Raw genomic sequence first — 20314 nt, 5'->3', positions numbered from 1 at the left:
TGTGATGATCGACAAGCTGGAAATGTTCCTGGTGCTCGCTCGCGAAAGGCACTTCGGCCGGGCGGCGCTTGAATGCGGCGTGACGCAACCGACGTTGTCGGCGGCAATCCGCCAGCTGGAAGAACAGCTCGGCGTCATGCTCGTCAGCCGCGGTTCGCGTTTTCAGGGGCTGACCCCGGAGGGGCAGCGGGTGCTGGAATGGGCGCGGCGCATCGTCGGCGATGCCCGCACGATGCGCGAGGAAATGCGCGCGGCGCGCAAGGGGCTCTCCGGGCATATCAGGCTGGCGGCGATCCCGACGACGCTTGCCATGGTGCCGATGATCACCGCGCCGTTTCAGGAGAAGCATCCGGATGTGACGTTCTCGGTGCTGTCGACCACCTCGTTGCAGATCCTGGCGCTGCTCGAAAACCTCGAGATCGATGCCGGACTGACCTATCTGGAGAACGAGCCGCTCGGGCGCGTGACCAGCGTTCCGCTGCAGATCGAGCGATATCACCTCGTGACGGCCACCGGAACGCCGCTTTCCGATCGCGAAACCGTGACGTGGAAGGAGGTTAGCAACGTTCGGCTTTGTCTATTGACCGCCGATATGCAGAACCGCCGCATCGTCAACCAGCATCTTTCCGAGGCCGGCGTCGTCGCTGAGCCGACGCTCGAATCAAACTCGATGATCGTGCTTTTCTCCCATGTGCGCACCGGTCGCTGGGCGAGCATCATGCCGTTTAACGTCGCGAAATCATTCGGCTTTCACGATGATATCAAGATGATTCCGATCGTCGAACCGGATGCCCGCCACACCGTTGGCCTGGTTGCGACCCATCGTGAACCATTCACGCCGCTGGTATCGGCGCTTTTGCACGAAGCGCGCATTCTCGGCGAACGAAATCAGGTTCAATAGATTTTTTCTATCAATCAACGAAACAGCCTTATTGACCCTTCCGGCCAGAAGGGCGAAGCTTTTCACTCTTGGGCAAGGGCGTGGAGGAAACGGCCTTCCCAGAAGATGCCAATTCGAGCTGGGCGAGGTCCGTACAAGGGGCGCTGCAGCCGCGAGCCGGGAGGGCTCCTGAGTGAATATTCACCAGCCGCGTGGCGATGTGCCCGGACGCACGCTTGCGATCGTCGAGGAACTGAAGGGGCTCGAAGGGCCGCTGCTGCCGATCCTGCATGAGATCCAGCACGAGTTCGGATATGTGCCGCAGGACTGTCTGCCTGTCATCGCGCGGGAGCTCAACCTGTCGCGCGCCGAAGTCTACGGCGTCTTTTCCTTCTATCACGATTTTCGCGAGCACCCGGCCGGTCGTCATGTGTTGAAGCTCTGTCGCGCCGAAGCCTGCCAGTCGATGGGCGGCGATGCGCTTGCGGAACGCGCCAAGCACCTGCTCGGCATCGACTTCCACGAGACGACACCCGACGGCGCGGTGACGCTCGAGCCGGTCTACTGTCTCGGGCTCTGTTCCTGCGCACCCTCCGCGATGCTCGACGGAGAGGTGCATGCCCGGGTCGATGCCGACGATCTCGAAGCTCTCGTCGCGGAGGCGCGCCGATGACAACAAAGATCTACATTCCCCGTGATGCCGCAGCATTGGCGCTGGGCGCCGACAAGGTTGCAAAGGCGATGGAGGACGCGGTCGCCGCGCGCGGCCTCGACGTTGCCATTGTGCGCAACGGTTCGCGCGGACTGCACTGGCTGGAGCCGCTGGTCGAGGTGGAAACCTCGGAGGGGCGCGTCGCCTATGGGCCGGTGAAGGCCCGTGATGTTGTCTCTCTGCTTGATGCCGGGCTTGTTGCCGGCGGCGATCACGCGCTCTGTCTCGGGAAGACCGAGGATATTCCGTTCCTGAAGCAGCAGACACGGCTGACGTTTGCGCGCTGTGGCGTCATCGATCCGCTGTCGCTCGACGATTACCGCTCGCATGGCGGTCTTCGCGGACTTGAGAACGCCATCGCCATGGAGCCGATGGCAATCGTTGCCCAGGTGACCGACAGTGGTCTTCGCGGTCGCGGCGGCGCCGGCTTTCCGACCGGGATCAAGTGGAAGACCGTGCTCGAAGCCGCTGGCGCACGCAAATACATCGTCTGCAACGCCGACGAGGGCGACAGCGGCACCTTTGCCGACCGGATGATCATGGAGGGCGATCCCTTCGTGCTGATCGAAGGCATGGCGATATCAGGGCTCGCGACCGGTGCGACCAAGGGCTTCATCTACACGAGGTCCGAATATCCGCATGCGATCGCGACGATGGCTAAGGCGATCGAGATCGCGCGTGCCGCTGGCGTGCTCGGGCCATCGGTGCTCGGCTCCGGCCGGGCGTTCGACATGGAGGTGCGCACCGGCGCCGGCGCCTATGTCTGCGGCGAGGAAACGGCGCTCCTGAACAGCCTCGAGGGCAAGCGCGGCATCGTGCGCGCCAAGCCGCCGTTGCCGGCACACAAGGGCCTGTTCGACTGTCCGACCGTCATCAACAACGTCATCTCGCTCGCCTCCGTTCCTGTCATCATGGACAAGGGTGCTGTCTTCTACCGCGACTTCGGCATGGGCCGTTCGCGCGGCACGATCCCGATCCAGATCGCTGGCAACGTCAAGCATCCCGGCCTATTCGAAACCGCCTTCGGCCTGGCGCTCGGCGAGATCATCGATCATATCGGCGGCGGCACGGCGAGCGGCCGTCGGGTCAAGGCGGTGCAGGTGGGCGGCCCGCTCGGCGCCTATTTCCCGCGCGCGCTGTTCGACACGCCGTTCGACTATGAAGCCTTTGCCGCAAGGGACGGTTTGATCGGCCATGCCGGCATCGTCGTCTTCGACGATACCGCCGACATGCTGAAACAGGCGCGTTTCGCCATGGAATTCTGCGCCATCGAGAGCTGCGGGAAGTGCACGCCCTGTCGCATCGGCTCGACCCGCGGCGTCGAGGTGGCCGACAAGATCGCCGCCGGCATCGAGCCGGAGAAGAACCGCGAATTGCTCTCCGATCTCTGCAACACCATGAAGTTCGGCTCGCTCTGCGCGCTCGGCGGGTTCACGCCCTATCCCGTCGTCAGCGCCATGACGCATTTTCCGGATGATTTTAAACCGGCTCCGCTTGTCGAAGCGGCGGAGTGAGGAGGAAGACCATGTCTCTCATTCATGAAATCGACTATGGAACGCCGGCCTCCCGCTCCGAAACCATGGTGACGCTGACTATCGACGGCCGTGAGGTGACGGTGCCCGAGGGCACGTCGATCATGCGGGCGGCGATGGATGCCGGCATCGAGGTGCCGAAGCTCTGCGCCTCCGACATGATGGACGCCTTCGGGTCGTGCCGGCTCTGTCTCGTCGAGATCAAGGGCCGGGCCGGCATGCCCGCCTCCTGCACCACGCCAGTGGCGCCGGGGCTCGAAGTGTCGACCCAGACGCCGCGGCTGAAGGACGTTCGCCGCGGGGTGATGGAACTCTATATTTCCGACCATCCGCTCGACTGTCTGACCTGTGCCGCCAATGGCGACTGCGAGCTGCAGGACATGGCCGGCGCAGTCGGCCTTCGCGATGTTCGCTACGGCTATGAGGGTGACAATCACGTCAAGGCGCGCAACAACGGCGGCATCAACGCCAAATGGCAGCCGAAGGACGAATCCAACCCCTACTTCACCTTTGATCCGGCGAAATGCATCGTCTGCTCGCGCTGCGTGCGCGCCTGCGAGGAAGTGCAGGGCACGTTCGCGCTGACGATCGGCGGCCGTGGTTTCGACAGCCGCGTTTCCGCAGGCATGGCCGAAGACTTCATGTCGTCGGAATGCGTCTCCTGCGGCGCCTGCGTCCAGGCCTGCCCGACGGCGACGCTGACGGAAAAGTCGGTGATTGAGATCGGCCAGCCGGAGCATTCCGTCGTCACCACCTGCGCCTATTGCGGCGTCGGCTGCTCGTTCAAGGCGGAGATGCGCGGCGAGGAACTGGTGCGCATGGTGCCGTGGAAGGACGGCCAGGCGAACCGCGGCCATTCCTGCGTCAAGGGCCGGTTTGCCTATGGCTACTCGAACCATGGGGATCGCATCCTCAACCCGATGATCCGCGAAAAGATCTCCGATCCCTGGCGCGAAGTGACCTGGGAGCAGGCCTATGCGCATGTGGCCGCGGAGTTCCGGCGCATCCAGTATCAGTATGGCCGCGATTCGGTCGGCGGCATCACCTCGTCGCGCTGCACCAACGAAGAGACCTATCTGGTGCAGAAGCTGGTGCGCGCCGGTTTCGGCAACAACAATGTCGACACCTGCGCCCGCGTCTGCCACTCGCCGACCGGCTACGGCCTCGGCCAGGCCTTCGGCACCTCGGCCGGCACGCAGAACTTCGATTCGGTCGAGTTCACCGACGTTGCGGTGATCATCGGCGCCAACCCGACGGACGGCCATCCAGTCTTTGCTTCGCGGCTGAAGAAGCGTTTGCGTGAGGGCGCAAAGCTGATCGTCATCGATCCGCGCCGCACCGATATCGTGCGCTCGCCGCATATCGAAGCATCCTATCACCTGCCTCTGCAGCCCGGCACCAACGTTGCCATTCTGACGTCGCTGGCGCATGTCATCGTTACGGAGGGCCTCGCCAACGAGGCCTTCATCCGCGAACGCTGCGACTGGTCGGAATATGAGGACTGGGCAGCCTTCGTCGCTGAGCCCTATCACAGCCCGGAAGCGACCGAGGCCTATACCGGCGTCCCTGCCGAACTGGTGCGTGGGGCGGCACGGCTCTATGCCACCGGCGGCAACGGCGCGATCTATTACGGCCTCGGCGTCACCGAACACAGCCAGGGCTCGACCACCGTCATGGCGATCGCCAACCTCGCGATGGTCACCGGCAATATCGGCCGGCCGGGCGTCGGCGTTAACCCGCTGCGCGGCCAGAACAATGTACAGGGCTCCTGCGACATGGGCTCGTTCCCGCACGAGCTGCCGGGTTACCGCCACGTCTCCGACGATGCAACGCGCGAGACCTTCGAGAAGCTCTGGGGTGTCGAGATTTCCAACGAGCCGGGTCTGCGCATCCCGAACATGCTCGACGCCGCGGTCGACGGCACCTTCAAGGGCATCTACATCCAGGGCGAGGACATCCTGCAGTCCGACCCGGATACCAAGCATGTGGCCGCCGGCCTTGCGGCGATGGAGTGCGTCGTCGTGCACGACCTCTTCCTCAACGAGACGGCCAACTACGCTCATGTGTTCCTGCCGGGCTCGACCTTCCTCGAGAAGGACGGCACCTTCACCAATGCCGAGCGCCGCATCAACCGCGTGCGCAAGGTGATGACGCCGAAGAACGGCTATGCCGACTGGGAAGTGACGCAGAAGCTGGCGCAGGCCATGGGTCTCAACTGGAGCTATCGCCACCCCTCCGAAATCATGGACGAGATCGCCGCGACGACGCCGAGCTTTGCGCTCGTCTCCTACGACTATCTGGACAAGATGGGTTCCGTGCAGTGGCCCTGCAATGAGAAACACCCGGAGGGCTCGCCGATCATGCATGTCGACGGCTTCGTACGCGGCAAGGGCAAATTCATCCGCACCGAATATGTCGCGACGGACGAGCGCACCGGTCCGCGCTTCCCGCTGCTTCTGACCACCGGCCGCATTCTCAGCCAGTATAATGTCGGCGCCCAGACGCGGCGCACCGACAATGTCGTCTGGCATGCGGAGGACCGGCTGGAAATCCACCCGCACGACGCCGAGCAACGGGGCATCCACGATGGCGACTGGATCAGGCTTGCCAGCCGCGCCGGCGAGACGACCTTGCGCTCGCAGATCACCGATCGGGTGGCACCCGGTGTCGTCTACACCACCTTCCACCACCCGACGACGCAGGCAAACGTCATCACCACCGACTTCTCCGACTGGGCGACCAATTGCCCGGAATACAAGGTGACGGCGGTTCAGGTGATGCCGTCCAACGGGCCGTCGGACTGGCAGCAGGATTATGACGAGCAGGCGCGGCAGTCACGCCGGATCGCCGGCAAGCTGGAGGCTGCGGAGTAGCCTCCATGTCCGGGCCATCAATGCCGAAATTCCAGATGTCGAAGACCGTGCCGGAAGCCGCCCGTCGCAATGGGGCCTTGCGGGACGGGTCCCGTGTGGTCCCGGAGGAGACGCCGGTGGCCTTCACCTTTGGCGGTTCGACCCATGCGGTGATGATGGCCACCCCCGGGAACCTCGAGGACTTCGCCGTCGGCTTCAGCCTGACCGAGGGTATCATCACCGAGCCCGGCCAGATCGAAGCGGTCGAGGCGATGGCCGACGAGGTTGCCGGCAACCTCGGCATCGACCTGCAGATCACGCTCAAGGACAAGCAGAACGACATGCTGCGCCTGCGCCGCCGCCATATGGCCGGCCCTGTCGGCTGCGGTCTCTGCGGCATCGAATCGATCGAGCAGGCGGTGCGGCCGACGCCCGACGTTTCGGCATCGACGCTTCGTCTGTCGCAGGAAGACGTGGTCAAGGCGGTCGCGCTGCTCAACGGTCAGCAGCCGCTGCATTTCGAAACGCGCGCCGTGCACGGCGCCGCATTCTATGTGCCGGGCAAGGGATTGATCGCGGTGCGCGAGGACGTCGGCCGTCACAATGCGCTGGACAAGCTCGTCGGCGCGGCAGCGCGTGCCGGCTTCCGCGGCTGCGACGGCGCCGTCATCGTTACCAGCCGCGTTTCTGTCGAGATGGTGCAGAAGACCGCTGTCGTCGGCAGCCCAGTCATCATCGCGATCTCGGCGCCGACGGCGCTGGCGATCCGCACGGCGCAAGCGGCGGGCATGACGTTGATCGCGCTGGTGCGCGGCGACGAATTCGAAATCTTCACCCATGCCGAACGCATCAAGTCCGGAGCCGTCGCCGATGTCGCATGACACCAATGCCAAGCTGATCTACATGGCGAACCAGATCGCCACCTTCTTCAAGAGCCAGCCGCAGGACGAAGCCGCTGAGGGCGTTGCGACGCATATCAACAAGTTCTGGGAGCCGCGCATGCGGCGACAGCTGTTCCGGCATATCGATGGCGGCGGCGAGGGTCTGAGCCCGTTGGTGCTTGAAGCGGCGTCGAAGATCAAGCGCCCGGAAGCGGCCTGAGGATCTTGATTGTCTGCTTGTTTGCGGAACCGCCTGACGATGTCGAACACTGGAGAGCGGCTGTCGATCGGTACTCGCCATGCGGCGATGGCGCGATCCCATAGAGTTTTTAGGGAAGGCGGCGACCGGTCGCCACCTTCCCTCATTCCTGAGCGCGGGGTGCAGGGATTGCGCTCAGAAATTCTGCCATCCGTCGTTCAATGGTGCGCCGGCGAGCGCTTGTCTTTGTCCGCCGCGCATGGCGCGGGCGGTGGCGTTCAGTCGTGTTGCCTGCTGTCGTTCCTCGGCGTGACGCTGCATCTCGAACGGCGCCGTGTCCTGGCCGATGCGGAACTGGCGTAGCAGGGCGTGGAGGGCTTCGGCTTCCCGCGACATGTTGTGGCTTGCGGCCGTGCTTTCCTCGACCATCGCTGCATTCTGCTGGGTTGCCTGATCCATCGAATTGACCGCCTGGTTGATCTCCTTCAACCCCGTCGACTGCTCGCGTGCGGCCTCGACAATGGCCGAAACGTTGAGATTGATCTCCTGGACCTGGACCAGAATTTCCTCGAGCGCCGCCCCCGTCTGTCCGACAAGCGATACGCCGTTCTTGACGTGGTCGCTGGAGGCGGTGATCAGCGCCTTGATCTCCTTGGCGGCCTGGGCCGAGCGCTGGGCGAGTTCGCGCACTTCCTGGGCGACGACAGCAAAGCCCTTGCCGGCTTCACCGGCACGTGCCGCCTCGACGCCGGCATTGAGCGCCAGGAGGTTGGTCTGGAAGGCGATGTCGTCGATGACGCCGATGATGTTGGAGATCTCGCGTGACGATTGCTCGATCTGATCCATCGCTCCGATCGCGTTCTTGACGACGTTGCCGGAGCGTTCGGCGCCCGCCTTGGTCTTGGCGACCAGTCCGCCCGCTTCTTCGGCGCGACGGCTGGAATCGACGACTGTCGTGGTGATCTCGTCGAGGGCGGCTGCGGTTTCCTCCACAGAGGCCGCCTGCTGCTCCGTGCGTTTGGAAAGATCGTCGGCGGCCGAGCGGATCTCGCGGGCGCCGGAAGCGATGGCGTTGGCATTGTCGCCAACAGTCTGCATCGCCCGACAAAGCCGATCGATCGCGCCATTGAAATCGGTACGCACCGTTTCCATGCTGGGAACGAAGGGTGTCGGCAGGCTGTGAGTGAGGTCGCCCTCGGCAAGCGCCTGCAGGCCGAGGCCGAGCGCCTTGATTGCGCCCATGCGCTCGCTGACGTCGGTCGCGAACTTGACGACCTTGTAGACCTTGCCGCTCGGATCGCGGATCGGATTATAGGCCGCCTGGATCCAGATCTCCTTGCCGGCCTTGCCGTAACGGACAAACTCGTTGGAGATGAACTCGCCGGCGGCCAGCTTCTTCCAGAATTCGGCATACTCAGTGCCGCGCACATAGCTGGGTTCGCAGAACATGCTGTGATGCCTGCCCTGAATTTCCTGAAGGCTGTAACCGAGTGCGTTGCAGAAGTTCTCGTTGGCCATGAGGATTTCGCCCCCGGGGGTGAATTCGATCACCGCCTGCGATCTCGATATGGCATCGAGTTTGCCGCCATCCTCGTTGGCCTTGATCTTGGCCGCTGTGATGTCGCTTGCGAATTTTACGACCTTGTAGGGCTTGCCGTTGTGAAACACCGGATTGTAGGTCGCCTGGATCCAGATTTCGCGGCCGCCCTTGGCAACGCGCTTGTAGGCATTGGCGTCAAACTCGCCGCGTCCGAGCCGCGCCCAGAAGTCGCGATATTCCTGGGTCTGGACATAATCCGGCGCGCAGAACATGCGGTGGTGCTGGCCGACGATCTCCTGCAGGTTGTAGCCAAGTGCCTGGCAGAAGTTTTCGTTGGCCGTCAAAATTTTTCCCGTGAGATCGAACTGGATCATGGCCTGCGACTTTGAAAGCGCGGCGACGATCTGGCGTGAATCCAGACTCTGCCCGAAAGAGAACATGATTACCCTCTGGTTTGGTTCTTGTTGTTTCAAACCGGAAAGCCGGATCATTGTTGCTTGTGCTGTCGACAGGGCGTGCGGGGCCAAGAGCGGCGCAGACTCCGGGGACAAGGACAAATGCCGGCTTGCCGAAAATTGTCTGGTCCGTCGTCGCCGGCCCAAACGGGGTCAGCGTTTTCGTGCTTCGAGGGGGGAGTTCGAACTCGTGGGCGTTCATGCCCATGACGTCTTGCTTATACAATCTAGATTAGTGGCAGGCTTATTAAGCAGCTGTTAAAATAGCAAACATCAAATTTTAGTTGTGAAAACTCGTATGCTGTTTCTAGGTTGAATTAGCAACTCATCGTTTACGAATCATGGGTGGCGCCACGGGGCCACGCCGCCCGAACGCAAAAAGGCCGCCTTGCCCAGGGCAAAGCGGGCCTTGATGCGACGCAGAATCTGTTGTTTAGGCGGCCATTTCCTCGACTTCGCGTTCCTTGAACATGCGAGCGAGGTTGAGGAAGCAGATCATGCCGTTCTCGTTGGCGATGATGCCTTCGGCAAAGCTCTTGTCGAAGGATGCGGTGACTTCGGGAACCGGTTGCACCTGGTTGCCCTGGACCGTGAGGATGTCGGAGACACGGTCGACGACGAGACCGATCACCATGTTGTGCACTTCGGCGACGACGATGGCGCTGCGCTCATTGGCCGTGGTCGATTTCATGCCGAGCTTGTGGGCAAGGTCGATGATCGGGATCACGGTGCCGCGCAGGTTCATCACGCCGATGACCTCGGGTGGCGAATGCGGAATGGGGGTCGAGGGGGCCCAGCCGCGGATCTCGCGGATCGTGGTGGTCTTGACGCAGAATTCCTGATCGTGGAGGCGGAACGCGATGATTTCCAGCGTCTCGCCGTCGAAACCAGCCGTCCTGAGTGTGCTTGTCATCGAAGGTCCTTCCAGCTTTCCGGTCGACGCCTTAAGGCGCGCGACACCGCCAAACTCGTTACATCTCCGTGCGGTGCGGTCGCGGCTGGCGCGGCCATTGAGCCGATGGGGAGAGTTTTCAAAAGTCCGCCGACGACATCCGGCGGGGCGCAGCTGCATCATGCGCGGAGGAACCGCTTTGCGCTTTGGGAAGGGACTATAGGCCGGGATTCGTTAAGACTTGCTTTTGCAAGTGCTAATACCAACCTGTGCCGATATTGGCCTCCAGCCTGCGTCGATCCTCACCGGACGCTGGGTCCGGTTCCGGTTTTCTCCTTGCCGGAAACCAAAATCGCTCCGGCGCAATAGGCCAGTATCGGCGCAGGTTGGTAGTAAGACATTGCGCCCCGGTCGAAGCCGGGGCGCAATGGAACACAAAGAATGTCAGGGGATCAAGCGGAAGCGAGAACCTTGGCGAACTGTTCCACCGCCCAATCGACCTGTTCGGCGGTGATCACCAGCGGCGGCGCGATGCGGATCGTGTCGCCATGGGTGTCCTTGGCAAGGATCCCGAGCTGCTTCAGCGCTTCGCAATATTTGCGGGCGCCACCGGCTTCCGGCACCAGCTCGACCGCCAGCATCAGTCCGCGGCCGCGAACTTCCTTGATGATGTTCGAACGGATGTCGGTCAGGCCCTTCTGGAAGCGGTCGCCCATGCGCGCCGAGTTCTCGATCATGCCTTCCTCGGTCAGGGCCCTCAGCGCCGCGCGGGCGATGGCACAGGCAAGCGGATTGCCGCCGAAGGTCGAGCCGTGCTGGCCGGGCTTAAGCACGCCGAGCACTTCCGAGTTCGAAAGCACGGCCGAGACCGGGTAGAAACCACCCGAAAGCGCCTTGCCGATCAGCGTCACATCGGCTTCGATGCCCTCGTGTTCTTCAGCCAGCAGCTTGCCGGTGCGGCCGAGGCCGGTCTGAATCTCGTCCAGGATCAGCGTGATGCCGTGTTTGGTGCAAAGCTCGCGCACTGCCGGGAAATAGCCGGAGGTGGGAACCAGAACACCTGCTTCGCCCTGGATCGGTTCGACCAGGAAGGCGACGGTGTTCTCGTTGATCGCGGCGCGGAAGGCGTCGATGTCGCCGAAGGGGACGACCTTGAAGCCCGGCGCAAACGGGCCGAAGCCGGTGCGGGCGTCCGGATCGGTCGAGAAGCCGACGATGCCCATCGTGCGGCCATGGAAATTGTTGGAGCAGACGATGATCTCCGCTTTGTTTTCCGCGACACCCTTGACCTCGTAGCCCCACTTGCGCACCGCCTTGACGGCGGTCTCGACGGCTTCTGCGCCCGAGTTCATCGGCAGCACCTTGTGCGAACCGGTGAGTGCTGCGATCTCTTCATAGAAATGCGCCAGCTGGTCGTTGCGGAAGGCGCGGGAGGTGAGCGTCAGCTTCTGCGCCTGCTCCATCATCGCCTGGAAGATCTTCGGGTGGCAGTGGCCCTGGTTGACGGCGGAATAGGCCGACAGGCAGTCGAGGTAGCGGTTGCCTTCCATGTCCCAGACATAGACGCCTTCGCCGCGTGAAAGCACAACGTCGAGCGGTTTATAGTTGTGTGCGCCGAGCCGGTATTCGGTTTCGATCAGGTCTGCCGTGGTGTTCATCCGTCGTCCTCCGTTGTTTCTATTTCAGGCGCTGCGGGTCGGGCGGTCAAGGACACGGCGGCCGAAAAGGCTCGCGGTCAGCTCGACCAGGACACGCGCGCTCTTGCCGCGATCGTCGAGGAACGGATTAAGTTCTACGACGTCGAGCGAGGACACGAGATCGCTCTCCCAGAGCATTTCCATGATCAGGTGGGCTTCGCGGAAGGTGGCGCCGCCCGGAACGGTGGTGCCGACGCCCGGTGCCAGCTCGGGATCCATGAAGTCGACGTCGAGGCTGACATGCAGGAGGCCGTTGGCCGAGCGCACTTCATCGAGGATATGACGCATGATGTGCGCCATGCCGAGCTCGTCGACCGCACGCATGTCGTAGACACGCACGCCATGTTCGGCGATCTCTTCGCGTTCGCGGTCGTCGACCGAGCGGATGCCGACCTGGAAGACCTTGGTCGGATCGACCATAGGCCGGTCCGCAGGCAGGATCGGGGCAAACTCGGCCTTGCCGCAGTAGAAGGCGACCGGCATGCCATGCATGTTGCCCGACGGCGAGGTTGCCGGGGAGTTGAAGTCGGCATGGGCGTCGAGCCAGAGCACGAACAGCGGTCGGCCGACTTCGGCGGCGTAACGCGCCATGCCGGAAACGCTGCCCATCGAAAGCGCGTGGTCGCCGCCCAGAATGATCGGGAAATGGCCCTTGCGAACGGTGTCATGGACCGAATCGTGCAGCGCGCGGGCGAAGGCGGCGACGATCTGCAGGTTGTTGGCGCCGGGGTGGTTGGCGAGGTCGCGTGCCGGCAGCGGCTTGACGTCGCCTTCATCGTAAACCGTGTGGCCGAGTTCGCGCAGAACGGTGTCGATACCGGCGATACGAAGTGCCGTGGGGCCCATGGCCGCGCCGCGTCGTCCAGAACCTTCCTCGATGGGTGCGCCGATCAGCGTGATGGTCGTCATATCCGCCCTGTTCCTTCTGTCATGATTCCCGTGGATGGCGCGGATTATCCTCAAAACGCGTGACAGCAAAAAGATGGAAAACTGTCGATTGGAAAGGTAAGATCGACAGATTGCTAAGTCCGATTTTGCAAAGTGAGAGATATGGACGACCTTGATCAGGCGCTGATCAGTGCCCTGCGCCAAAATGCCCGTCTGCCTGTTTCGACCCTTTCGGCGCGGACCGGCGTATCGCGCGCAACCGTTGCAGCACGCATCGACCGGCTGGTCGCCAACGGGACGATCGCCGCCTTTACCATTCGCACGGGACAGGAAATCCCGGCCTCCGGCGTGCGGGCCGTGGTGATGATCGAGGTCCACGGCAAGATGGCCGACCGGGTCGCCGGGCAGTTGCGCGGTCTGCCACAGGTGAGGGCGCTGCACAGCACCAACGGCCGCTGGGACTTCATCGCCGAGCTTGAGGACAGGGACCTGGTGTCGTTCGACGAGACGCTGAGGCGGATCCGGCTGATCGACGGCATTACCGTGACGGAGACGAACATCCTGTTGAAGACCAGCAAGCTGACGGGCGCATTTTAGTGCCTTCTTTCCGCGTGGAGGGCGAGGGTCGAAAGTTGCGTTTTTGCGCCAGTCGTTCTTGATTTGTTCTCGTTTTTGTATATGATGTGCGCCTCACCCGAGATTGGAGGATGTCATGGTCATCAATGGCGGCAGGCTGGCCGATCGGCAGATCTGTGTGAAGCTATTTGTCCGGCATGGCGACGAGGATCGCGCCATTGCCTTTTATCGTGATGTGCTGGGTGCCGAACTGGTGCAACGGCATGAATGGCCGAGCGGGATTTTAACCAGCGCCGATCTCAGGATCGGCGAATCCGTCTTCCGGATCGCCGGTGCCAATCCGCGGCGGGACGCGGAGCCGAAACTAGGCGGGCCGAGATCGCCGCATGCGCTCGGCACGACGGCGGTCATTCTCGAACTGCATGTGAAGGATGTCGACCGGGTCATCGGCCGGGCGATCGGGGCGGGTGCCGCCCTCAGAAACCCGGCGGAGACGCTGTCGACCGGAGACCGCGTCGGTGCCTTCATCGACCCGTTCGGCCATATCTGGGCGTTGTTCAACGCCCTGGAAGACATCGACCTCGGCGATGCCGATATCGTCGATCTCAATATCGAGGCCCGCGACGCCGCATAAGGCGGCGCGGGCCATCCTGCGCTTGCTTTCCCCGAGGTCAGAAGAACTCGTCGAGAAGGCAATAGAAGCCGAGTTTTTCGGGATCGGCACGACGGATGCCGTAGAGATCGAGAAACGGCTGAACCCATTCCTCCCCGAGATTGTAGGCAATGCTGCGGCAGGTCAGCGCCAGATCCTGATAGGGGTCGGCGACGCCCAGACGGCTGCAATCGATGAAACCGGCGAAGCGGCCATCCCTGACGATGATGTTTGGAAGGCAGGCGTCGCCATGGGTGACGACCGGCTCTCCCTCCTGAGGGATGCGCGCCTGAAGCTCGACGAAGAGTTCGTCGGCGGTCTTGCCGAGGCGCTCGTCGTCGAAGTCGGTCTCATCGACCAGGTCCGCTTCTGCACGCAGCCTGGCGATCGCGACACGCGCACCAATCCGGTGATCGAACGGGCAGGCATCGACATCGAGCGCATGCATGCGGCGTAGCGCTTCGGCGAGCAGAACAACCTGCTCCGAGGCGGCAAGGGTGCTTGAGGCGAGGTCGATGCCTTCGACCGCCTCCATCAGCAGCCAGTTCTTTTGCGCGTACACGTCGCGGGCGACGACGCGCGGACAGGGCATTCCCTGCTTGCCCAGCCATTCGAGCCGCTCGGCCTCATCGACAAGCTCGTCAAAGGGACCGGCCTCTTCGACCTTGAGAACGAGGGGCGGGCGGTCTTTTGCGTCGAACAGGAAGACGCTGGAGTCTGACTGGCCGAGGCTATCCTTTCGGCAGTCATAACCTGCGAGCAGCGGTGCCAGGGTGGGCGGAAGATCGATATCGAGAAGCTGGAGAGACAAAAAACCACCTGAAAATACGGGTTGTTCCGAAATTGCGGCCTACAGCGCCGCGCGTCTTTTTCGACGTACAAAGGTCGCTGTGGCACTATGAACCGTTGCATGTTTTTAGCCTTAAATCGGATACGATTTAGGGAAACATGCAATTTGCGCGAGAGGGCAGGTAGGGACGGAATTGTGCAAAATCCATGGCGACCCGACCCAAGCGCGAGCATCCTCCGCGAAATCTTGATTCTACCCACACCAAATATCGCTTGAGCCGAACCTAAGGTCATACCTTAGAAGATAGTTCCAGGAGGCTCCCATGAGCGACAAGCGAAACCATGATCCCCTTTTGTCCGCCGCCGAATGTGCCGATCGTCTCGGCCTGACCGTGCGGGCGCTGCGTGTCTACGAGGATCGTGGGCTGATCGCACCGCGCCGGACGGAAAAGAACTGGCGGCTCTATGGCGCTGCGGAAATCGCCCGGCTGACCGAGATCCTCGCATTGAAGCGTCTCGGCCTGAGCCTGACCCGGATCACCGTGTTGCTGGCGGGCGCCGCGCCGGATCTCGGCCAGACACTGACGATCCAGCAATCCGCGCTCGTCGATCTGCGTGATCGGGTCGAGCACAGCCTGTCGCTGATCGGCGCGGCGCTGCAGAAAATATCGAGCGGTCGGGCCGTCTCTATCAGCGAACTCATCACTCTTGCCAAGGAGACCAGGATGACCGACCTATCGCCGGATACCGTCGCGTGGCGACGTTATGAGCAGGCACGGCCTCGAACCGAGGTTCGTTTCGATCCCGAAAAACACGGCTCTGTTGTGGGCGACTTCCAGTTCGAGGCCGGCGATGTGCTCAGCGTCACCCGCCGCGAGGGCGGACTGATGGCGCAGTTGACCGGGCAGAATGCGCTCGAAATCTATCCCGAAGCGGATGACCTGTTCTTCTATCGCATCGTCCAGGCGCAACTCTCTTTCACCCGCAACGAGCAAGGTGAGGTGGAAGGCGTAGTGCTGCATCAGGGCGGCTACGAACAGGCGGCGAAACGCATCGACGAGACGAAGGCGCGTGCCGTTGCCGACGACCTGGAGAAGCGCGTGAAGGATAAGATCCCGTTTCCCGACAGTGAGGCATTGCTTCGCCGCGTCATCGCCGAGCACCAGCGCGGCGAGCCCGACTACGAAGGCATGACGCCGCCGCTCGCAGCGGTGGCGCGCGAGCAGGCGCCCCTCGCCAAAGCCGAACTCGACCGCCTGGGGTCACTGCAGAGCGTGGCGTTCAAGGGCGTGCTGCAAGAAGGTTGGGATGTCTATGACGTGCGCTTCGAAAAGGGAACGCTGGAATGCGGGCTGATGCTTGCCCCCGGCGGCAAGCTCAGTGGCATCTATTTTCGCCCGGGGCTGTGACGGACGACTGATCCGTCCCGGCCGTCCGAAGACGGAAGACGACAAAGAATACGCCCGCGGATCGTTAGCGACCCGCGGGCGTATTCTTTGTGGCGAAGGTAGGCACGCCGTCAGTCAAAACGGTATTGATGACGCGCCGCCTCAATATTCCTTTTCGAAGAAGATGCCGCCCGATGCGGAGCCGTCACCGCCGGCCGCACCCTTCAGCTTGACGCCCTTGCCGACATCGAGATTGATCACGGCCTTGCTGGAGCCTGAATCCGAGCCTTGCTGCAGCTCGATATAGGTGCGGTCGTTAAGATACTTGCCGGCGCGCACCGAGGCGCCGCCGTTCTCGTCGGTGGTGACGTCGAGATCGTCGACGCCGAGCTTGTTGCGCAGACCGTCGAGCAGCGAGGTCGAGCCACCGCCCGCCAGCTGGCTGACGGCAGAGGCAAGCTGAGCAATCTGGAAGGCCGAGAGGTTGGACAGCGAGCGGTTGAAGATCAGCTGCGCCAAAATTTCGTCCTGGGGCAGGGCTGGCGACGACGAGAAGGTGATCTGCGGATTGTTGGCAAGGCCTGTGACGCTGACGGTGATGGTCGTCGCGCCGGCGGTCGATGTCGCCTTGAGATTGAGTGTCGGGATCAGGTCGCCACCGAAGCCGATGGTGCCATCGGTAAAGGTCAGGCGTTTGCCGAGGATTTCCAAACGGCCGCGGCGCATCTCGAAACCGCCCGAAATGGTCGGCTGCACGGCCGTGCCGCGGATCGTCAGGTCGCCGCCGAGTTCGGCATCGATGCCGCGGCCGCGCACGAAGACCTGATTGGCCGTGACGCCAAGGTTGAAGGCGATGACGCCGCTGGCATTGGCGCCTGCCGGCTTCTCGTCCTTGCGGATGTCCCTGGCCATCCGCTTGACCTTGGCCGGCGCATTCTTGTGCTTGATGTCGATAGCCGAGAGCGAGGTCGGCAGTTTCTCGGGAATGGTAATTGCTGCCTTGCGGATCGTCACCTTGCCGCCGAGTGTCGGGGTGGCGACCAGCGGACCTGTCAAGGTCATCTCGCCGGCAAGCTGCGCAGTGAACAGCGTGCCGTCGACATAGGTGGCGTTGTTGAGCCTGATGATCAGGTTGGCCGGAAAGCCGGAGCTGGGTACGGTGCCGACCGTGCCGGTGACCTCGACCGAGCCGCCGGTCGCGAGGTTGGCGGAAAGCTTGGAGATCGTCGCCTGCTTGCCGTCGAGCGCCACGTTGGCCGTCAGGTTGTTGAGCGCGAGGTTGCGCCGGACGTCGACAAGGCGTCCGCCTGAGGTGGTGATCGTGCCGGCAATCTGCGGTGCCTTGGCCGAGCCGGAAATCGAAAGGTCGACGGAGGCCTGGCCCGTGAGCGTGAAGCCCTGCTGGGCCATCAGGTTGGCAACGAGCGCGAAGGGCACATTGCCGTTGAACTTCATGGCGATCGGCATGTTGCCGCCGATATCGACATTGCCGCCGCCCTTGAATGCGAGGCCGCCGGCGCCGGAGAGCGTGGTGTCGAGCGTCACGCGGTTGTTGGCAAACTTGCCATTGGCCGAGATGTCGAAGGCACCGACGCCGGCGGTGCGCGCGGCTGCCAGCGAGGCGCCGGACCATTTGAGGTTATAGGCGACGACCGGCGCTGCCGCCGTTCCGCCGACATCGACGGTGCCGCCGATTGCCCCTTCCGCGCCGAGGCCCGGTGCGAAGGCATTGACCAGGGCTGCCGGCAGGGCGTTCAGCTTTGCGGTAATATCGAGCTTTTGGCCGGCGGTGCCGCTGACCGCGATCGTGCCTTTCGATGCCTGGATCGTGAGCGCATTCAGGCGCACGGTGCCCTTCTCGATCGCGATCACGGTCGGCGCCGCGAGCTTTAGTGCAATCTGTTTCGGCGTCGCGCCGAAGGAGGAAAGACGGATTTCCGTGCGCCCGTTCGAACTCGTCAGGTCGCCCCTCGCCGTCAAAGGCCCGCCGTCATACTTGCCGTCGATGGCAAAGCCTGTCTTGCCGGCCTGCTGGGTGAAGTCGAGGCTCAATCCGGAAACCCGGTTGGCCCCCTGGGCAATTGTCTCTGCCCGGACGCTGCCCTTGATCGCCAGTGCCGAAAGGTCGGCAATGGTGATGTCGGCCGTCGGCTTGGCGATCGTCAGGTCATCGCGCTTGATGCCGCTGCCGCCGGCCTTGAGCACGATGGAGGTGATGCCGTTGGCCGTCCGGATCGCCGCCGATCCAGAGAGATCTCCGGACGCCTTCTGGCCGGCCATGGCGGCAAGCAGCCCAAGGTCCGGAAGATTGAAATCGACAGTGCCGTCGGGTTTGAAGTCGGGGGTGAAGTTGATGGCGCCGTTGAGCGTGTTCTCGCCGATCGTGGCTTCGAGCACCGGGATCGATGTGCGACCGTCCTTCGAGACGACGTCGGCACGCACGTCGATCGGTTGACCGTCGAGCGCACCGGTTGCCGTCAGCTTGGCCTGCGGGCTGCTCTGGTTTGCGGTGGCGTCGGCCTTGATGGTCAGGTCGCTGAGCGTGCGACCGGCGAGCGTCGCGCCGCTCGAGGACAGTTCCGCCTTGATGCCGAGTTCGGCGAGCGGTCCGGTCACAGCGGCGGTGAAGTCGGCCTTGCCCTTGGCGTCGGCGAGCAGCTTGCCGAGATCCGGCAGGACACCTTTAAGATCCGCCGTCAGATTGCCTTCAGCGAGCGCCACGGAGCCGGCAGCCTCGATCGTCCCGGATTTGAGATCGATGTTTTCGACGGTGACGCTGCCGTTGGCGCCGGTCTTGATGCTCCCGGCAAGCGCAATCGTGCCGTCGAATTTTGCAGCGGCAGCGGGCGGCAGGGCGCCTGGGACCGTGAAGAGCTTGAAGGTCGCGGCAACCGTATTGGTTTCGCGCGAGAAGGCGCCTTCGACGGTGCCGCCAACGCCGGGGCTTTCCAGCGTCACCGGCGCAAAGGTGATGCTGTCCTTGGCAACAGTGATGTCGCCGACGATCTTCATCGGCGCCTGGACCAGCCGGACGAGATCGGCATTGTCGAAGCCGACCTGGCCGACCTCGACCGTCGTCTTGATCGGACCCGACTGTGTCGCCAGGTTGAAGCCATCGCTCGCAGCCGACAGCTTGATGGCGCCGAGGGCCACGTCCGGCAGTGCGACAGAGGCGACGTCGGCGGCCGCGTCAAGGATTGCCGATTGGGCATCGCCGATCAGCGACAGATTAACGGTATTGATCAGGACGCGGGCCTCGCCCTTTTCCAGTGGCCAGCGGAAATCGATGGCGCCATTGGTACCGGCGAGCCTTGCCTGCAGATTGTTCTCGCCCTTGCTGTCGAAGGTGCCGAAGGCGGCGAAGGCAAGCGCGCCGGTCGCCACGTGCCCCTTGTCGACGCGCACCATGCCCTTGCCGTCGAAGGCAGCAGCAAGATCGATGCTGGTCTGGCCCTCGAACATCGGGCGCAAGGCCGGCGGCATCAGCGAGCCGAAGCCGCCGCCGCCGGAAAGCGTCAGCCGATGCATGCCATCGGTAGACTGGACGTGACGGCCGTCTAGCTTGAGGATCTCGGTGCCGTCAAGCGCAGCCGTCCCGGCGCCGGCCCAGTCCGAAAGCGGTCCTTCGCCGGTTACCTTGATGTTGACGGCGGGTTCGTTCGGCAGGCGCAGGAGCTTCGCCAGAACGCCGTTGGCGGGCTCATTGACGGTCGCTTCAAGTTTCAGTTCGTTGCCGGCCGGATTGAAGACGATGTCGGCAACGGCACGGGCCTCGGGCCGGTCGCGCTGGGCCGCCGTTATGGCGAGCGCGATGCTCTCGTTGGTGGCGTTTACCTTGCCGCTCGCCGTCAGGAACTGGTCCTCGCCGGCGATTGCCTTGCCGATGACGATTTCCTTGAGGTCGATCGCATCGATCTTGACGTCGACCGGAAGCGCGAAGGTCGAGCGCACTTCCTTGGTTTCGGTCGAAGGCACCGGCAGGCGCTCGACGCGGATGGAGCCTGCCGAAATCGCCGCGGCGTCGAAGCGGAAGGACAAGAGGGCCGCGGGCGACCAGTTGAGCGAGAGATCGCGAACCTCCGCATAGATGCCCTCGCCATCGAACAGCGTCACGCTGCCGGCGGTGAACTGGCCGGTCAGAAGCGGGCTCGGGTCGGCAATCCGCACGATCTGGTCCGGGGTCGCCGCATATTTCTCGATCGCCCAGGCGACAAGGCGGGCGCCGGGAGTCGTGAAGCCGACGAAGGCGACGAGGAGAAGAGCTGCGACCGCAAGCGCGCCAAGCACATAAAGGCAATAGCGCAGCGTCGCGCGAAGGAAGCGGACGACGTGATTCATGATCTACCCATAACGCAACTTGTGTCGCTGCGGAATCTTTGCA

At 63.1% G+C, this 20314-nt stretch carries 15 protein-coding genes; 9 read left to right on the top strand and 6 right to left on the bottom strand.

The features are described 5' to 3' along the window. The first annotated feature begins 4 nt into the window (after positions 1-4). The 6 genes from IB264_RS17100 to IB264_RS17075 all read left to right on the top strand — a co-directional run bounded on the left by IB264_RS17100 (position 5) and on the right by IB264_RS17075 (position 7077). Positions 5-901, top strand: coding sequence for a LysR family transcriptional regulator (locus tag IB264_RS17100; RefSeq protein ID WP_025425037.1), 897 nt, complete (start codon positions 5-7; stop codon positions 899-901). Positions 902-1073: 172 nt separating this feature from the next. Next, positions 1074-1553: a formate dehydrogenase subunit gamma gene (locus IB264_RS17095; RefSeq protein ID WP_025425036.1), complete on the top strand. Its 480-nt coding sequence runs from the start codon at positions 1074-1076 to the stop codon at positions 1551-1553. Next, the gene (locus IB264_RS17090) at positions 1550-3106 is read left to right on the top strand and encodes an NADH-quinone oxidoreductase subunit NuoF (protein ID WP_025425035.1); all 1557 of its coding nucleotides are present in this window, start codon (positions 1550-1552) and stop codon (positions 3104-3106) included. The genes IB264_RS17095 and IB264_RS17090 overlap by 4 nt, the downstream gene beginning before the upstream one ends. A gap of 11 nt (positions 3107-3117) precedes the next feature. After that, a complete protein-coding gene (gene fdhF, locus IB264_RS17085) occupies positions 3118-5997 on the top strand; it encodes a formate dehydrogenase subunit alpha (protein WP_025425034.1) in 2880 nt (959 codons plus the stop codon). A gap of 5 nt (positions 5998-6002) precedes the next feature. Continuing rightward, complete coding sequence (gene fdhD, locus IB264_RS17080) at positions 6003-6857, top strand: formate dehydrogenase accessory sulfurtransferase FdhD (protein WP_025425033.1); 855 nt, start codon at positions 6003-6005, stop codon at positions 6855-6857. After that, positions 6847-7077 carry a formate dehydrogenase subunit delta gene (locus IB264_RS17075; RefSeq protein WP_025425032.1) on the top strand — a complete coding sequence of 77 codons (231 nt, stop codon included), beginning with the start codon at positions 6847-6849 and terminating at the stop codon, positions 7075-7077. The genes fdhD and IB264_RS17075 overlap by 11 nt, the downstream gene beginning before the upstream one ends. 174 nt (positions 7078-7251) lie before the next feature. Here the strand turns inward: IB264_RS17075 and IB264_RS17070 are convergent, their stop codons facing one another. From IB264_RS17070 to rocF, 4 genes are all read right to left on the bottom strand, one after another. Next, entirely contained in the window at positions 7252-9036 is a 1785-nt protein-coding gene (locus IB264_RS17070; RefSeq protein WP_025425031.1) for a PAS domain-containing methyl-accepting chemotaxis protein, read from the bottom strand. Between the two features lie 448 nt (positions 9037-9484). Beyond that, positions 9485-9964, bottom strand: a complete 480-nt coding sequence (locus tag IB264_RS17065) for a chemotaxis protein CheW (RefSeq protein WP_025425030.1) — start codon at positions 9962-9964, stop codon at positions 9485-9487. 431 nt (positions 9965-10395) lie between these two features. Further along, positions 10396-11601 carry an ornithine--oxo-acid transaminase gene (rocD, locus tag IB264_RS17060; RefSeq protein ID WP_025425029.1) on the bottom strand — a complete coding sequence of 402 codons (1206 nt, stop codon included), beginning with the start codon at positions 11599-11601 and terminating at the stop codon, positions 10396-10398. Between the two features lie 24 nt (positions 11602-11625). Beyond that, positions 11626-12549, bottom strand: a complete 924-nt coding sequence (rocF, locus tag IB264_RS17055) for an arginase (protein ID WP_025425028.1) — start codon at positions 12547-12549, stop codon at positions 11626-11628. A gap of 141 nt (positions 12550-12690) precedes the next feature. Here rocF and IB264_RS17050 point away from each other — a divergent pair, with 141 nt between their 5' ends. Together IB264_RS17050 and IB264_RS17045 are read left to right on the top strand one after the other, a co-directional pair. Next, on the top strand, positions 12691-13125 hold the full coding sequence (locus IB264_RS17050; RefSeq protein ID WP_025425027.1) for an Lrp/AsnC family transcriptional regulator: 435 nt from the start codon (positions 12691-12693) through the stop codon (positions 13123-13125). A gap of 115 nt (positions 13126-13240) precedes the next feature. Beyond that, on the top strand, positions 13241-13738 hold the full coding sequence (locus IB264_RS17045; RefSeq protein ID WP_025425026.1) for a VOC family protein: 498 nt from the start codon (positions 13241-13243) through the stop codon (positions 13736-13738). A 37-nt stretch (positions 13739-13775) separates the two neighbouring features. On the opposite strand, the gene IB264_RS17040 is transcribed toward IB264_RS17045, so the two are convergent. Continuing rightward, positions 13776-14567 carry an APH(3') family aminoglycoside O-phosphotransferase gene (locus IB264_RS17040; RefSeq protein WP_025425025.1) on the bottom strand — a complete coding sequence of 264 codons (792 nt, stop codon included), beginning with the start codon at positions 14565-14567 and terminating at the stop codon, positions 13776-13778. A 301-nt stretch (positions 14568-14868) separates the two neighbouring features. Here IB264_RS17040 and IB264_RS17035 point away from each other — a divergent pair, with 301 nt between their 5' ends. After that, complete coding sequence (locus tag IB264_RS17035) at positions 14869-15954, top strand: MerR family transcriptional regulator (RefSeq protein WP_025425024.1); 1086 nt, start codon at positions 14869-14871, stop codon at positions 15952-15954. 141 nt (positions 15955-16095) lie between these two features. Here IB264_RS17035 and IB264_RS17030 read toward each other — a convergent pair whose 3' ends face one another. Beyond that, complete coding sequence (locus tag IB264_RS17030) at positions 16096-20271, bottom strand: translocation/assembly module TamB domain-containing protein (protein ID WP_025425023.1); 4176 nt, start codon at positions 20269-20271, stop codon at positions 16096-16098. Positions 20272-20314: the final 43 nt, after the last annotated feature.

Origin of the sequence: Ensifer sp. ENS11 (assembly GCF_014851895.1) — a bacterium.
Classification (GTDB): Bacteria; Pseudomonadota; Alphaproteobacteria; order Rhizobiales; family Rhizobiaceae; genus Ensifer; species Ensifer canadensis.
The sequence above is the reverse complement of the archived record's forward strand: the minus strand, read 5'-3'. Positions and strand labels throughout refer to the sequence as shown.